14 protein-coding genes are annotated in these 14,356 nt (G+C 63.1%); 11 read left to right on the plus strand and 3 right to left on the minus strand.

Going from position 1 to position 14,356, the window contains the following annotated elements; translation table 11 throughout:
- Positions 1-39: 39 nt before the first annotated feature.
- Both gltX and apbC read right to left on the minus strand, forming a co-directional pair.
- Positions 40-1,440 carry a glutamate--tRNA ligase gene (gene gltX / locus GWL_RS11720; RefSeq protein WP_008330222.1) on the minus strand — a complete coding sequence of 467 codons (1,401 nt, stop codon included), beginning with the start codon at positions 1,438-1,440 and terminating at the stop codon, positions 40-42.
- A gap of 135 nt (positions 1,441-1,575) precedes the next feature.
- Positions 1,576-2,664 (minus strand): iron-sulfur cluster carrier protein ApbC, encoded by a 1,089-nt coding sequence (apbC, locus tag GWL_RS11725; RefSeq protein WP_008330223.1) that lies wholly within the window; start codon positions 2,662-2,664, stop codon positions 1,576-1,578.
- Between the two features lie 230 nt (positions 2,665-2,894).
- Here apbC and metG point away from each other — a divergent pair, with 230 nt between their 5' ends.
- The 7 genes from metG (at position 2,895) to GWL_RS11760 (ending at position 10,831) form a co-directional block, all read left to right on the plus strand.
- On the plus strand, positions 2,895-4,958 hold the full coding sequence (metG, locus tag GWL_RS11730; protein ID WP_034350476.1) for a methionine--tRNA ligase: 2,064 nt from the start codon (positions 2,895-2,897) through the stop codon (positions 4,956-4,958).
- A 33-nt stretch (positions 4,959-4,991) separates the two neighbouring features.
- Entirely contained in the window at positions 4,992-5,471 is a 480-nt protein-coding gene (locus GWL_RS11735; RefSeq protein ID WP_008330226.1) for a GNAT family N-acetyltransferase, read from the plus strand.
- A gap of 219 nt (positions 5,472-5,690) precedes the next feature.
- Entirely contained in the window at positions 5,691-6,671 is a 981-nt protein-coding gene (locus GWL_RS11740) for a sugar-binding transcriptional regulator (protein WP_008330227.1), read from the plus strand.
- A gap of 24 nt (positions 6,672-6,695) precedes the next feature.
- The gene (locus tag GWL_RS11745) at positions 6,696-7,745 is read left to right on the plus strand and encodes an ABC transporter ATP-binding protein (protein WP_008330228.1); all 1,050 of its coding nucleotides are present in this window, start codon (positions 6,696-6,698) and stop codon (positions 7,743-7,745) included.
- Between the two features lie 54 nt (positions 7,746-7,799).
- Positions 7,800-9,101 carry an ABC transporter substrate-binding protein gene (locus tag GWL_RS11750; protein WP_008330230.1) on the plus strand — a complete coding sequence of 434 codons (1,302 nt, stop codon included), beginning with the start codon at positions 7,800-7,802 and terminating at the stop codon, positions 9,099-9,101.
- A 27-nt stretch (positions 9,102-9,128) separates the two neighbouring features.
- Positions 9,129-10,004, plus strand: a complete 876-nt coding sequence (locus GWL_RS11755) for a carbohydrate ABC transporter permease (RefSeq protein WP_008330232.1) — start codon at positions 9,129-9,131, stop codon at positions 10,002-10,004.
- Positions 10,001-10,831, plus strand: coding sequence for a carbohydrate ABC transporter permease (locus tag GWL_RS11760; RefSeq protein WP_008330234.1), 831 nt, complete (start codon positions 10,001-10,003; stop codon positions 10,829-10,831). Before GWL_RS11755 ends, GWL_RS11760 begins: the two co-directional genes overlap by 4 nt.
- Positions 10,832-10,843: 12 nt before the next feature.
- Here GWL_RS11760 and bamE read toward each other — a convergent pair whose 3' ends face one another.
- Positions 10,844-11,371 (minus strand): outer membrane protein assembly factor BamE, encoded by a 528-nt coding sequence (bamE, locus tag GWL_RS11765; protein ID WP_008330236.1) that lies wholly within the window; start codon positions 11,369-11,371, stop codon positions 10,844-10,846.
- 71 nt (positions 11,372-11,442) lie between these two features.
- Between bamE and GWL_RS11770 the strand changes: the two genes are divergently transcribed.
- The 4 genes from GWL_RS11770 to GWL_RS11785 are packed head-to-tail and all read left to right on the plus strand — an operon-like array spanning position 11,443 to position 14,346.
- Positions 11,443-11,646 carry a DUF3460 family protein gene (locus GWL_RS11770; protein WP_008330239.1) on the plus strand — a complete coding sequence of 68 codons (204 nt, stop codon included), beginning with the start codon at positions 11,443-11,445 and terminating at the stop codon, positions 11,644-11,646.
- A gap of 9 nt (positions 11,647-11,655) precedes the next feature.
- Complete coding sequence (locus GWL_RS11775; protein WP_008330242.1) at positions 11,656-12,552, plus strand: ScpA family protein; 897 nt, start codon at positions 11,656-11,658, stop codon at positions 12,550-12,552.
- Positions 12,553-12,612: 60 nt separating this feature from the next.
- Positions 12,613-13,452 (plus strand): pantoate--beta-alanine ligase, encoded by an 840-nt coding sequence (panC, locus tag GWL_RS11780; RefSeq protein WP_008330243.1) that lies wholly within the window; start codon positions 12,613-12,615, stop codon positions 13,450-13,452.
- Between the two features lie 3 nt (positions 13,453-13,455).
- Positions 13,456-14,346: a cobalamin-binding protein gene (locus tag GWL_RS11785; RefSeq protein ID WP_008330245.1), complete on the plus strand. Its 891-nt coding sequence runs from the start codon at positions 13,456-13,458 to the stop codon at positions 14,344-14,346.
- The last annotated feature ends 10 nt before the right edge of the window (positions 14,347-14,356 follow it).

Below are 14,356 nucleotides of genomic sequence, written 5' to 3' on the forward strand. Positions count from 1 at the left end.
TCAAAAGACAACATGTTTTTGAAAAATAATTTCTCTTTTTCAAAGATATGCCGCCAAACGTACCTTAACAGCCTCACGACCAAACAATTGCAACACGGCGTCAATGGCCGGCGTCTGCAATTGACCCGCCACGATCAGGCGCAAGGGCATGGCCAGCTGCGGCATCTTGATGCCGTGCGCAGCCAGGACTTCCTTGATCATCGGGGCAATGGCTTCCTTGGTCCATTCCACGGTCGCCACACGCTGGGCAAAGTCGGCCAGTGCCGGCTTGATGGCATCCGTAATGTGCTGCGCCACCAAAGCCGCATCCGGGGCCGGCTGGCGGTAGAACATCAGGGCCGCCGCAGCAATCTCGTTGACGGTATTGGCGCGATCCTTCAGCAAAGCGATCACGGCCGCCAGATCAGGCGCACCCTCGAACACCGCACCCTGTGCTTGCAACAACGGACGGACCAGATCAGCCAGGCGGGCGTTGTCGGCCAGCTTGATATAGTGGTTGTTGAGCCAGTTCAGCTTTTCCGGGTTGAACTGCGCCGGGGCCTTGGTCAGGTGATCCAGGTCGAACCATTCACAGAACTGCTGCATCGAGAAAATCTCGTCGTCGCCATGGCTCCAGCCCAAACGCGCCAGATAGTTCAGCATGGCTTCAGGCAGATAGCCCTGCGCCGGGTAATCCATCACGCTGACTGCACCGTGACGCTTGGACAGCTTCTCGCCATCCGCACCCAGGATCATCGGCACGTGGCCATACTCGGGCAACGTGCCGCCCAGGGCCTTCAGGATATTGATCTGGCGCGGCGTATTGTTCACATGGTCATCGCCACGGATGACGTGGGTGATCTTCATATCCCAATCGTCCACCACTACGCAGAAGTTGTAGGTCGGCGTGCCGTCCGGACGGGCGATGACCAGATCGTCCAGCTCACGGTTGGAAATGGTGATGGGGCCCTTGACCACATCGTTCCAGCTGACTTCGCCATCCTGCGGATTCTTGAAACGCACCACCGGCTTGCGACCTTCCGGAATGGCCGGCAGGGTCTTGCCCGGTTCCGGACGCCAGGTGCCGTCGTAGCGCGGCTTCTCGCCTGCCGCACGCTGACGCTCGCGCATGGCTTCCACTTCTTCCGGGGTGCAATAGCAGTAATACGCCGTGCCCTGCTCCAGCATCTGCGCAATCACTTCGCGATAGCGATCCATGCGCTTCATCTGGTAGAACGGACCTTCGTCATGCTCCAGCCCCAGCCACTGCATGCCCTCGATGATGGCCTGCACCGCTTCCGGGGTGGAACGCTCGACGTCGGTATCTTCGATACGCAACACGAAAGTGCCGCCAAAGCGACGGGCGTAGGCCCAGGAGAACAGCGCCGTGCGGGCGCCGCCCAGGTGCAGGTAGCCGGTGGGACTGGGAGCGAAACGGGTACGAACTTGAGTGGCAGTCATGATAGCGAGTAAAAATCAGGCCGGTCCTGGAATGCCAGGGCCGGCCATCGGTCAAGCAAAGGAATTCGGAAAGGCGTCATTTTAACGCCTTTGCAGGGCGGCACGCCATGCCGGCAGCCCGCCCCGAGGCGCGCATCAGTCGTTCTGCACCACGATGCTGGGGAACTTGCTGGTCATATCGCGCGCCTTCTCGGCCACCTTCACGGCGACCTTGCGGGCGATGGCCATGTAGATCTCGGCCACCTTGCCATCCGGATCAGCCACCACGGTGGGCTTGCCGGAATCGGTCTGCTGGCGGATTTCCATGGTCAGCGGCAAGGCGCCCAGGAAGTCCACGCCAAAGTCGGCACACATCTTCTCGCCACCGCCCACGCCAAAGATGGGCTCGGCATGGCCGCAATTGGAACAGACGTGCATGCTCATGTTTTCCACGATGCCCAGGATGGGGATGCCGACCTTCTCGAACATGCGCAAACCCTTGCGCGCATCCAGCAGCGCAATATCCTGCGGGGTGGTCACGATGACCGCACCGGTGACCGGCACCTTCTGCGACAAGGTCAGCTGCACATCACCGGTGCCCGGCGGCATGTCGACGATCAGGTAATCCAGGTCGCGCCAGTTGGTCTGGTCCAGCAATTGCTGCAGGGCTTGCGTGACGATGGGACCGCGCCAGACCATGGGTTCGTCGGGATCGATCATGAAACCGATGGAAGAGACCTGCAGGCCGTGATTCTCCAGCGGCTCCATGGTCTTGCCATCCTTGGTCTCGGGCTGGCCGGAGATGCCCATCATCATCGGTTGCGAAGGACCGTAGATATCGGCATCCAGGATCCCCACGCGCGCGCCTTCGGCCGACAGCGCCAGCGCCAGGTTCACGGCCGTGGTGGACTTGCCCACCCCGCCCTTGCCGGAGGCCACGGCGATGATGTTCTTGACGTTGCTCTTGAGCTTGATGCCGCGCTGCACCGCGTGCGCCACGATCTTGAAATAGACGTTGGCCTCGACGCCGGTCACGCCGGGCAGCTTGCCCAGCGCCTCTTCGACCAGCTGGCGGATCGCTGCGATCTGGCTGGCGGCCGGATAGCCCAGTTCCACGTCCAGCAGCACACGGCCGCCCTCGACGCGGATGTTGCGGGCTTCCTTGCCCCGGATCAGATCCTTGCCGGTATTGGGGTCGATCACCTGCAACAGGGCCGCCTTGATCTCTTCCACGGTAATGCTCATTGGTTCTCCTTGCTCAGAACCCGCAAGTCTAAACCAATCGCGCCAGCGCCGCCCTGTGCGGCGATCAAAGCGCCCTTGCAGAACCCTTCATATTGATTGCAACGGAGCAACTACTGCGCCCAAGGCCCGCTGGCTGATAGAATGCCCCTCTTTCATGGCAGTTTTATTGCAGTTTTCTTGCTATTTCGGCGCGCACGCGCCTTAACCCACTTGCATCGTCCGTATCGCCAATGAGCACTTCCGCACCTCGCCAACTCTTCGTCACGACCGCACTCCCCTACGCCAACGGCGCTTTCCACATCGGCCACATCATGGAATACATCCAGGCCGATATCTGGGTCCGGTTCCAGCGAATGCAGGGCAATGAGGTGCATTTCGTCGGCGCCGACGATGCCCACGGCGCGCCCATCATGATCGCCGCCGAAAAGGCCGGCATCACGCCGCAGCAGTTCGTGGCCAACATCGCCGCCGGCCGCAAGCAATACCTGGATGGCTTCCACATCGCCTTCGACAACTGGAGCTCCACCGACAGCCCGGAAAACCACGAACTGTCGCAGGAAATCTATCGCGCCCTGCGCGACGAGGCCAAGCTGATCTCCACCAAGACCATCGACCAGTTCTACGATCCGGTGAAGAACATGTTCCTGCCGGACCGCTACATCAAGGGCGAATGCCCCAAGTGCGGCACCAAGGACCAGTACGGCGACTCCTGCGAGAACTGCAGCGCAGTCTATTCGCCCACCGACCTGAAGAACCCGTACTCGACCCTCTCGGGCGCCACGCCCGTGATGAAGTCCTCCGAGCACTTCTTCTTCAAGCTGTCGGATCCGAAATGCGTGGCCTTCCTGCGCGAATGGGCGCTGGACAGCAACCGCCTGCAGCCGGAAGTGGCCAACAAGGCCCGCGAATGGCTGGATGGCGAAGGCGGCCTGGGCGACTGGGACATCAGCCGCGACGCGCCCTACTTCGGCATCGAGATTCCGGATGCACCGGGCAAGTACTTCTATGTCTGGCTGGATGCGCCCATCGGCTACCTGGCCTCGCTGAAGAACTACTTCGTCAAGACCGGCCGCGACTTCGACGCCTTCATGGCCGATGACAAGACCGAGCAGTACCACTTCATCGGCAAGGACATCACCTACTTCCACACCCTGTTCTGGCCGGCCATGCTCAAGTTCGCCGGCCGCAAGACGCCGACCAACGTCTTCGCACACGGCTTCATCACCGTCAGCGGCGAGAAGATGTCCAAGTCGCGCGGCACCGGCATCTCGCCGCTGCGCTATCTGGACATCGGCATGAACCCGGAATGGCTGCGCTACTACATCGCCGCCAAGTTGAACGCCAAGGTCGAAGACGTGGACTTCAACCCGGACGACTTCGTCGCCCGCGTCAACGCCGACCTGATCGGCAAGTACGTCAACATCGCCAGCCGCGCTGCCGGCTTCATCGCCAAGCGTTTCGACGGCCGCGTGTCCACGCAGTGGGCCACGGCGGACGATGCCTTCCTGGCCAAGCTGCGCGGCGTGGCCGACGAGATCCGCAGCCTCTACGAGCAGCGCGAATACGGCAAGGCCCTGCGCCTGGTGATGGAGCAAGCCGACGCCATCAACGCCTACGTCGACGCCAACAAACCCTGGGAACTGGCCAAGGACAGCAGCAAGGATGCGCAACTGCACGAAGTCTGCAGCCGCCTGCTGGAAGCCTTCCGCATCCTGACCATCTACCTCAAGCCCGTGCTGCCGCAGCTGGCGGCCCAGGTGGAAGCCTTCCTGCAGGTCCAGCCCTTCCAGTGGAACGATGTGGCCGCACCGCTGGCCGACGGCCATGTCATCCATGCCTATTCGCACCTGATGCAGCGTGTCGATCCGAAGATGCTGGATGCTCTGTTCGAAGCCCCCGAAGCACCCGCAGCGGCCCCGGCGGCGCAAGAAAGCGCCATCGAGGAACTGGCCCCGGAGATTTCCATCGATGACTTCGCCAAGATCGACCTGCGCATCGCCAAGATCGTCAACTGCGAAGCCGTGGAAGGTTCCACCAAGCTGCTGCGCCTGACCCTGGATGCCGGCGAAGGCCGGACCCGCAATGTCTTCTCCGGCATCGCCTCGGCCTACAAGCCGGAAGAACTGGTCGGCAAGCTGACCGTGATGGTGGCCAACCTGGCGCCGCGCAAGATGAAGTTCGGCGTCTCTGAAGGTATGGTGCTGGCGGCTTCGGCCAAGGATGAGAAGGCCAATCCGGGCATCTATGTGCTCAACCCGTGGCCGGGCGCCGAGCCGGGCATGCGGGTGCGCTAAAGCACAGTCGCCTGCGCTGGAGGAAAGATCGCAATGAACCTGGTGATACGTGAAGCCACTTCGGAAGATGCCAGTCTGATCGCCGAACTGACCCGCCACAGCTGGGCCAACAAGGTCGCGCCCAGCTCCTCGGGCCACCGCGAGGCGCCCGACCATGTGCAGGAAGACCTGCAGAACGGCGGCGCCTTCATCCTGCTCAGCGGCGAGACGCCCGCCGGCTCCGTGCGCTGGCTGCCACTGGATACCGAAAGCGATGTCTGGGAAATCCGCCGCATGGGCATCGCCCCGGCCTTCCGGGGTGAGCGCCTGTCCCAGCATCTGATGGAAGCCCTGATCCACCGCGCCCAGTCAGCCGATGTGCGCGAGCTGCGGCTGGCGGTACGTACCGACCAGGCACAGCTGGTGGATCTGTACGCCGCCTTCGGCTTCGAGATCGCGCCGGAACTGGAATACACCCGCGCCAATCCTCAGGAAGCACCGCCCATCGTGATGCGACGGGTCATGCGGCACTGATCATCCACCCTTCCCCTCCCAAAAAAGCGACGCCTGGTGCGTCGCTTTTCTTTTGCCCGACCGCCGCCACCGGAAATTGGAACGTTTGTTCATCAAGCGGTAACAATCGCTCGCTACCATCGTGAAAACGTTGTCAGGAGGCGCTGCCCGCCTGGCTCGCCGGGGGGCGGTCCAAGAGCATGCGCTGAAAATTCACATTCACTGGTAAGCACCATCACAATGGCCCAAGGGGATAGACAGGAAACCGCCTACCTGGCCGTGCGCGTGGCGCGGCTGTATTACTTCCAGAACATGACCACCGCCGCGATCGCCGATGAAATCGGCACCTCGCGCGCCACCGTCTCGCGCCTGCTGTCCTTCGCGCTGGAGCGCGGGCTGGTGGAAATCCGCGTACACGATCCGCAGCAAGTCTCCGGCAGCCTGGAAGCGGCCATCGCCCATCACTACCGGCTGCGCTCGATTCAGGTGGTGCCAGTGGCTGCCGCCGCCACCGACAAGGAAACCCTGCAGCGCGTCACCTGTCACGCTGCCGCCTACGTCAACTCGCTGGTCACGCCCGGCACCATCATCGGTCTGGCCTGGGGCACGACGGTGGCACAGATCGCCGACCAGTTGCTGCCGCGCCATGTGCACGACGTCGACGTGGTGGCGCTCAATGGCTCCGGCAGCGGCGCCAGCTTCATCAACAGCTTCAGCGAATCCATCGTCTCGCGCTTCGCCCAGAACTATGGCGCGCGCGCCCATCATCTGCCGGTACCGGCCTTCTTCGACTACCCCGAAACGCGTACCGCGCTCTGGCGCGAGAAGAGCATCAAGGCCATCCGCGACCTGCAGGAGCGCGCCTCCATCCTGCTGTTCTCCATCGGCGCCGAAGCCACCGGCAGTTACATCCATACCGCCGGCTACCTGGGTGAAGAAGAACGCCAGATCCTGCGCGAGGAAGGGCTGGTGGGCGACATCGCCACCGTCTTCTTCCGCGCCGATGGCAGCTGGCGCGATGTGGCCTTCAATGGCCGCAACAGCGGCCCGGACATGGACTGCTTCACGCACGCGGCGCACTCGCTGTGCGTGGTCTCCGGCACCGGCAAGCTGCCCGGCCTGAAAGCGGCGCTGCGCGGCGGCTTCATCAACGAACTGATCATCGACGAACCGAGCGCGCGCCTGCTGGTGGAGCAGATCCGCAACGGCGCGGCGGCGTGATCGCATCTCCACGAGGAAACCAGCATGGCAGCCATCTCCTTGCAGGGCGTCGGCAAGCACTGGGGTGACGCCCAGGCCGTCAGGAACATCGATTTCGAGGTGCAGTCGGGCCAGTTCACCGTCTTGCTGGGCCCCTCCGGCTGCGGCAAGTCGACCACCCTGCGGCTGATCGCGGGACTGGACAAACCCAGCTCGGGCAGCATCCACATCGGTGGACGCGACGTGACGCAGCTGCCGCCGGCGCAGCGCAAGATTTCCATGGTGTTCCAGTCCTATGCGCTGTTCCCGCACCTGAGCGTGCGCGACAACATCCTCTTCGGCGTACGCGTGCGCAAGGAGCCGCGCGCCGGTTACGAATCGCGCTTGAAGCGCGTGGCCGACATCCTCGGCCTGGCTCATCTGCTGGAACGCCGCCCGGCGCAGCTTTCCGGTGGCCAGCAGCAGCGCGTGGCGTTGGGCCGCGCCATCATCGCCGATGCCCCGGTCTGCCTGATGGACGAGCCACTGTCCAACCTCGATGCCCAGCTGCGCCAGGAAATGCGCCGCGAAATCCGCGCCCTGCAGCAGCAACTGAACATGACCATGGTCTACGTCACCCACGACCAGACCGAGGCCATGAGCATGGCCGATCAGGTGATCTTGCTGCGCGAGGGCCGCATCGAACAGGATGCCGCCCCGGCCGATCTGTATGCCCAGCCCGCGACGGCCTTTGCGGCCCGCTTCATCGGTACACCGCCGATGAACCTGCTGCCGCTGGACACCCACGCCGAAGGATTGACCATCAGCGGCAGCGAGGTGATCCTGCGCGAGCTCGGCCAGGCCCCGTTGCAATTGGGCCTGCGTCCGGAACACATCCGACTGGCCAGTGCCAGCGATGCGTCGGTGCCGGCAGTGGTGGAGACCGTCGAATACTTCGGTGCCGACACCATCATTGGCGCCCGCATCGGCACCGCCTCGTTGCTGGTGCGCGCGCCCGGACAACACCGAATCAGCGCTGGTGAGCCCGTGCACCTGGCATGGGATGCCCGCGACCAGTATTTCTTTGATCGGGATAGCGGCCTGCGCCGGTCCTGATCCACACCACGATTTCCGCAGCAAGCCAACCCATCCACCTCATGGAGATGCACTATGCGTAGAACCTTCCTCAAGTCCCTGTCCGCCCTGGCCGCGGTGGCCGCTACAGCCGCCTTCTGTGCACCGGCCATGGCCGCCAACCCGGTCGAGATCAGCTTCTATTACCCGGTCGCCGTGGGCGGTGCAGTCACCAAGACCATCGACAGCATGGTGGCCGACTTTGAAAAGGCCAATCCCGACATCAAGGTCAAGGCCATCTATGCCGGCACCTACCAGGAAAGCATCGTCAAGGCGCTGACCGCCTTCAAGGGCGGCACCCCGCCGACCCTGGCCGTGCTGCTCTCGACCGACCTCTTCACGCTGATCGACGAAAACGCCATCGTGCCCATCGACAGCCTGGCTGGCAGCGCCGACGACAAGAAATGGATCGATGGCTTCTACAAGGGCTTCATGGAAAACAGTCAGACCGACGGCAAGACCTGGGGCATTCCCTTCCAGCGTTCGACCATCGTGATGTACTACAACAAGAGCCTGTTCAAGCAAGCTGGCCTGAACCCGGACAAGGCCCCCGCCAACTGGAACGAGATGGTGGAAGCAGCCAAGAAGCTGACCAGGCGCGATGCCAACGGCAACGTCACCCAATGGGGCGTGAAGATTCCTTCCACCGGCTTCGGCTACTGGATGTTCCAGGCCATGACCGCCTCCAATGACGCGATCCTCATGAACAATGTCGGCACCAAGACCTACTTCGACAAGCCGGGTGCGGTGCAGGCCCTGCAACACTGGGTCGACCTGACGACCAGGGACAAGGTGATGCCGGCCGGTTCCATCGAATGGGGCACCATCCCCAAGGACTTCCTGGAGCAGAAGGCCGCCATGATCTGGACCACCACCGGCAACCTGACCAACATCCGTACCAACGCCAGCTTCCCCTTCGGCGTGGCGATGCTGCCGGGCATCAAGCATCCGGGCAGCCCCACGGGTGGCGGCAACTTCTATGTCTTCAACAAGACCTCTCCAGCCGAGCAGCAGGCCGCCATGAAGTTCATCCGCTTTGCCACCGAACCGGCGCGCGCCGCGCAGTGGTCGATTGCCACCGGCTATGTGGCCCCGCGTCAGGATGCCTGGGATACCCCGGAAATGAAGAAGTATCTGCAGGACGTTCCGGCCGCCGACGTGGCGCGTGAGCAGATGAAATATGGCGTGGCCGAACTCTCCACCCATGACAACCAGCGCGTGACCAAGGCCTTGAACGACAACCTGCAGGCCGCCCTGTCCGGCACCAAGACACCGGAAGCGGCCCTGAAGGATGCCCAGCGCGAAGCCGAGCGCATCCTGCGCGCCTACGGTCGCTAAGTCCTGCCCGTTGCACAAGAGCTGCCGATGAAACGCCTGCCCTCCTCCGTGCTGCCCTGGCTGCTGCTGTCGCCAGCGATGGTGCTGCTGATCGCCTTCACGCACTATCCGGCGCTGGCGACGCTCTGGCACAGCGTCTTTTCCACGCCCAAGGGAGCCCGGCCATCGGTCTTCGTCGGGCTGGAAAACTATCGCCTCATGGTGGACGATCCGGTGTTCTGGCAAGCCCTGTGCAACAACCTCTGGTTTGCCCTGGGCACCATCCCGCTGGCCATTGCCCTGGCCATCCTGATGGCGCTGTGGGTCAACGAGAAACTGGCCGGGCGCGGCGTACTGCGCCTGGCCTATTTCACGCCGACCGTGCTGCCGATGATCGCGGTGGCCAATATCTGGCTGTTCTTCTACACCCCGCAATACGGCTTGCTGGAGCAGATCACCGGCGCGCTGGGCCTGCCCTCGCACAACTGGCTGGGCAATCCCGATACCGTGCTGGGGGCGCTGATGGTGGTGGCGGTGTGGAAGGAAGCCGGCTTCTTCATGATCTTCTACCTGGCCGCGTTGCAGCAGATCTCGCCGGTATTGGCCGAAGCGGCCGCACTCGAAGGGGCGTCGCGCTGGCAATACTTCTGGCGCGTACAGTTCCCCTTGCTGATGCCGACCACGCTGTTCGTGCTGATCAATGCGCTCATCAACGCCTTCCGCCTGGTCGACCACATCGTGGTGATGACCAAGGGTGGGCCGGACAATGCCAGTACCCTGCTGCTGTACTACATCTATGAAGTTGGCTTCGCCTTCTGGGACTCTTCCTACGCTGCAGCCCTAACGGTAGTGCTGCTGGCCCTGTTGGGATTGATTGCGCTGGTGAAGTTTCGTGTACTTGACCGCCGGACTCATTACCAATGATCGCCCCCACCTCGCCTTTCGCCGCACGCCATCGCGCGCTGGAAACCGTCTCTGCCTGGGTGCTGGCGCTGCTGTGGCTGCTGCCGCTCTTGTATGCGCTGTGGACGGCCTTTCATCCGGCGGCCTACGCCACCCGCTTCGCGCTGGACGCCCCGCTGACGCTGCAGAACTTCGCCAACGCCTGGCAGGCCGCCCCCTTCCCGCGCTATTTCCTCAACACCTTCCTGCTGGTGACCTTGATCCTGGTGGCGCAGCTGATCCTCTCTACCCTGGCGGCCTATGCCTTTGCCCGCTTCACCTTCCGGGGCAGCAATGTGATGTTCATGCTGGTGCTGCTGCAACTGATGGTGATGCCCGACATCTTGATCGTGGAGAACTACCAGACCATGAACCTGCTGGGGCTGCGCGATACCATCCTCTCGATTGGGCTGCCTTACTTTGCCTCGGCTTTTGGTATTTTTTTGCTGCGCCAGACCTTCAAGACGGTGCCGCGCGAGCTGGATGAAGCGGCTACCGTCGAGGGAGCATCAGCCTGGCAGATCCTGATGCAGGTGTATGTGCCGCTGGCCAGGCCGATCTATATCGCTTTCGGGCTGGTCTCGGTGAGCACCCACTGGAACAACTTCCTGTGGCCGCTGATCGTAACCAATTCGGTGGAATCGCGCCCGCTGACGGTGGGGCTGCAGGTGTTCTCGTCCACCGACCAGGGGGTGGACTGGTCCGTCATCACGGCGGCCACGCTGATGACGTCGGCGCCGCTGTTGCTGGCTTTCCTGCTGTTTCAGCGGCAGTTCGTGCAGTCGTTCATGCGGGCGGGGATACGCTGAAGTGGCCGGGTCTCAATGGCCCGAGATTTCCGAGATCGAGGTCCGCACGACCTGCTTGGTATTCATGTCGAAATGCACATTGAAGAGCCGGTCCTCGTGCACGTAGTGATACTTCCAGTCCCACACCTCCTCATTCTTGCGGGCGAACTGCACCACGCTGCGCGGACGGCCGAACTCGCGGCGAATCTGCTCGGTGCTCATGCCCGGACGGATGGTGTCGAAATGCTCCTGGGTCAGCACCTGGGTGTAATCGATCAGCGTACCGGAAGCACCGATACGAAACATCCAGGTGCGGATGCCTTCCGGTCCCTTGGGATATTCCAGCGTCCGGGCACCCCCGCCATCCTCCCAGACCGTGTCGGGTTGGCCCATCACGCCGCGTACGTCGGCTTCGCTGGAAATGCCCTTTTGCAACTTGTCCAAACCGAACTCCTCGATGGGATTGCCGTTGCGGTCGCAGCCGAACAGGGCCAGGGCAACAAATAAAGCCCCGAAATGGGCGGCATGGCGACGCAGGCGAGTGAAGATGGGTTCACGCATAGGTATTTGATTATCCCTGATGAAGACAAGGTAAAATACGGCTTCTGTGTAACATTTGGCCTGAAAATATCATGCTCTTCGGAAAAAAGACCACCTACGTATCTGAAATCACCCAGTTCATCGACGAACTGAAGACGAAGAACCCGAAGCTGGAAGAATCGCAACGCGCCGGCCGCGCCCTGCTGTGGGACAAGGAACCGCTGGACCTGGACAAGACCGCCCGTGACAAGGCCTCGCGCGTGGCCCAGCAGCCCTACGTCTACCAGAGCCACTAAGCTGTTGGCATGACGGCCCAAGCAGGTGGCGCCGACCCCGCCGGCCAGCCCGGCGCGGAACCCAGCGCCGACGCCATCGACATCACCCCCGCAGGCCAGCAGGACACCACGCCCGACGTGATCGACGGCGTGGCATTGGCACGTCTGTACGGCGAACCGCTGTTCCAGCTGCCCAATGATCTCTACATCCCCCCGGATGCGCTGGAAGTCTTCCTGGAAGCCTTTCAGGGGCCGCTGGACCTGCTGCTGTACCTGATCCGCAAGCAGAACTTCAACATCCTCGATATTCCGCTGGCGCAGGTCACCGCACAGTATCTGGAATACGTCGAGCAGATCCGCAAGCAGAACCTGGAGCTGGCCGCCGAATACCTGCTGATGGCCGCCATGCTCATCGAAATCAAGTCGCGCATGCTGCTGCCGGCCAAGAAGGCCGAGCCCGGCGAGGAGCCCGAAGACCCGCGCGCCGAGCTGGTGCGCCGCCTGCTGGAATACGAACAGATCAAGCTGGCCGCCCAGGAGCTGGACCAGCTGCCGCAGGTCGGCCGCGACTACGTGCGCACCCAGGTTCACATCGAGCAGACCGTGGTCACCCGCTGGCCCGAGGTCGACATCGACGACCTCAAGGCGGTCTGGGCCGATATCCTCAAGCGCGCCAAGCTGACCCAGCATCACCACATCAGCCGCGAAGAACTGTCCGTGCGCGAGCACATGACGGGCATCTTGCGGCGTTTGCAGTCGGCACGCTTCGTCGAGTTCTCGGACCTCTTCGATCCCTCGCGCGGGGTCCCTGTGGTGGTGGTCAACTTCATCGCCCTGCTGGAGCTGGCCAAGGAAACGCTCATCGAAATCACCCAGGCCGAAGCCTTCGCGCCCATCTATGTCAGACTGTCCTACTCGCCCAGCTGAACGGGCGCAGTCCACCGGCAACGGGGCGATAGACGGTCCGCCCGCAACCAGAGAATCCGCATGAAAATCATTTCCTCCATCGAAGAACTCCGTGACCACCTGCGCGGCCAGTTGCGCACCGCCTTCGTGGCGACCATGGGCAACCTGCACGAAGGCCATCTCTCGCTGATGCGCCTGGCGCGCACCCACGGTGACCCGGTGGTGGCCTCGATCTTCGTGAACCGCCTGCAGTTCGGCCCCAACGAGGACTTCGACAAGTATCCGCGCACCTTCCAGGCTGACGTCGAGAAGCTGGAGAAGGAAGGCGTCTACGTACTCTTCGCCCCCACCGAAAAGGATATGTACCCGGAACCGCAGGAATACCGCGTACAGCCGCCCAATGATCTGGGCAATATCCTCGAGGGTGAATTCCGTCCCGGTTTCTTCACCGGCGTATCCACCGTGGTGATGAAATTGTTCTCCTGCGTGCAGCCGCGCGTGGCCGTGTTCGGCAAGAAGGATTATCAGCAGCTCATGATCGTGCGCAACATGGCACGTCAGTTCGCCCTGCCCACCGAGATCGTCGGCGCCGAAACCTATCGGGCTGAGGACGGCCTGGCGCTGTCCTCGCGCAACGGCTACCTGTCCCCGGAAGAACGCGCCGAGGCGCCGCTGCTCTACCAGGTGCTCAATGCGGTCGCCGATGAAGTGCGCGGCGGCCAGCACGACGTGGCCCTGGCCGAGCGCGTGGCCATGGAACGCCTGGCCGCCCGTGGCTGGAAGCCCGACTACGTGGCCGTGCGCAAGCGCATCGACCTGCAGCCGCCCTCCCCTGCCGACATGGAGCAAGGCGCCCCCCTGGTGGTGCTGTCGGCGGCCAAGCTGGGGGCGACGCGCCTGATCGACAACCTGGAGATCTGATTCATGCGTGTGCTGGCGGGATGCTTGCTGTCCTGGGCGGCGTTGCTGGTAGCCGGTACCGCCCACGCCAGCATCACTGTCCAGGATGACCTGGGCCAGAGCGTCACCCTGACCCAACCCGCGCGCCGCATCGTCAGCCTGGCGCCGCATGTCACCGAACTGCTGTACGCGTCCGGCGCGGGCGAACAGATCGTCGGCGCCAGCAACCACAGCGACTATCCCCCGCAAGCCGCCCAACTGCCCAGTCTGGGCGGCTACAACGCGCTCGACATCGAGCGCATCGCCAGTCTCAAGCCCGACCTCATCGTGGCCTGGCACAGCGGCAACAAACCCCTGCAACTGGCGCGCCTGCGCAGCCTCGGCATTCCCGTCTACGAGAGCCAGCCGGACGACTTCGGCATGATCGCCTCCTCGCTGGAAAGACTGGGCCGACTGGCCGGCACCGACACCACCGCGCAAGCGGCTGCAGCGGCCTTCCGGGCGCGCTGGCAGCAGCTCGAGGCGCAATACCGGGGACGCACACCCGTGACCGTGTTCTACCAGATCTGGAGCCAGCCCCTGATGACGCTCAACGGCCGACACATGGTATCGGCCGTGCTGCGGCTGTGCGGCGGGCGCAACATCTTCGCCGATCTTCCCCAACTGGCCCCCACCGTGAGCGTGGAATCGGTACTGGCTGCGGATCCCCAGGTGATCCTCAGCGCCGGCGACGCACGCGACCAACCGCTGGCGCGCTGGAAGCAGTTCACGCGCCTGCGCGCGGTGCGCGACGGGCAACTGTATTCGGTCAATGCGGACTGGCTGAACCGGGCCGGGCCGCGGGTGCTGCAAGCGGCCGAGGAGGTCTGCGGCAAGCTGGAGCAGGCGCGTCAGGCAGCCACGCGCAGCCCATAAGCAACATCCC

The organism is Herbaspirillum sp. GW103 (assembly GCF_000261365.1).
Taxonomy (GTDB): domain Bacteria; phylum Pseudomonadota; class Gammaproteobacteria; order Burkholderiales; family Burkholderiaceae_D; genus Herbaspirillum.

Excerpts from the sequence above, each read along its gene's own strand:
- gltX (WP_008330222.1), bottom strand. The coding sequence starts at position 1,440 with ATGACTGCCACTCAAGTTCGTACCCGTTTCGCTCCCAGTCCCACCGGC.
- apbC (WP_008330223.1), bottom strand. The coding sequence starts at position 2,664 with ATGAGCATTACCGTGGAAGAGATCAAGGCGGCCCTGTTGCAGGTGATC.
- metG (WP_034350476.1), top strand. The coding sequence starts at position 2,895 with ATGAGCACTTCCGCACCTCGCCAACTCTTCGTCACGACCGCACTCCCC.
- GWL_RS11735 (WP_008330226.1), top strand. The coding sequence starts at position 4,992 with ATGAACCTGGTGATACGTGAAGCCACTTCGGAAGATGCCAGTCTGATC.
- GWL_RS11740 (WP_008330227.1), top strand. The coding sequence starts at position 5,691 with ATGGCCCAAGGGGATAGACAGGAAACCGCCTACCTGGCCGTGCGCGTG.
- GWL_RS11745 (WP_008330228.1), top strand. The coding sequence starts at position 6,696 with ATGGCAGCCATCTCCTTGCAGGGCGTCGGCAAGCACTGGGGTGACGCC.
- GWL_RS11750 (WP_008330230.1), top strand. The coding sequence starts at position 7,800 with ATGCGTAGAACCTTCCTCAAGTCCCTGTCCGCCCTGGCCGCGGTGGCC.
- GWL_RS11755 (WP_008330232.1), top strand. The coding sequence starts at position 9,129 with ATGAAACGCCTGCCCTCCTCCGTGCTGCCCTGGCTGCTGCTGTCGCCA.
- GWL_RS11760 (WP_008330234.1), top strand. The coding sequence starts at position 10,001 with ATGATCGCCCCCACCTCGCCTTTCGCCGCACGCCATCGCGCGCTGGAA.
- bamE (WP_008330236.1), bottom strand. The coding sequence starts at position 11,371 with ATGCGTGAACCCATCTTCACTCGCCTGCGTCGCCATGCCGCCCATTTC.
- GWL_RS11770 (WP_008330239.1), top strand. The coding sequence starts at position 11,443 with ATGCTCTTCGGAAAAAAGACCACCTACGTATCTGAAATCACCCAGTTC.
- GWL_RS11775 (WP_008330242.1), top strand. The coding sequence starts at position 11,656 with ATGACGGCCCAAGCAGGTGGCGCCGACCCCGCCGGCCAGCCCGGCGCG.
- panC (WP_008330243.1), top strand. The coding sequence starts at position 12,613 with ATGAAAATCATTTCCTCCATCGAAGAACTCCGTGACCACCTGCGCGGC.
- GWL_RS11785 (WP_008330245.1), top strand. The coding sequence starts at position 13,456 with ATGCGTGTGCTGGCGGGATGCTTGCTGTCCTGGGCGGCGTTGCTGGTA.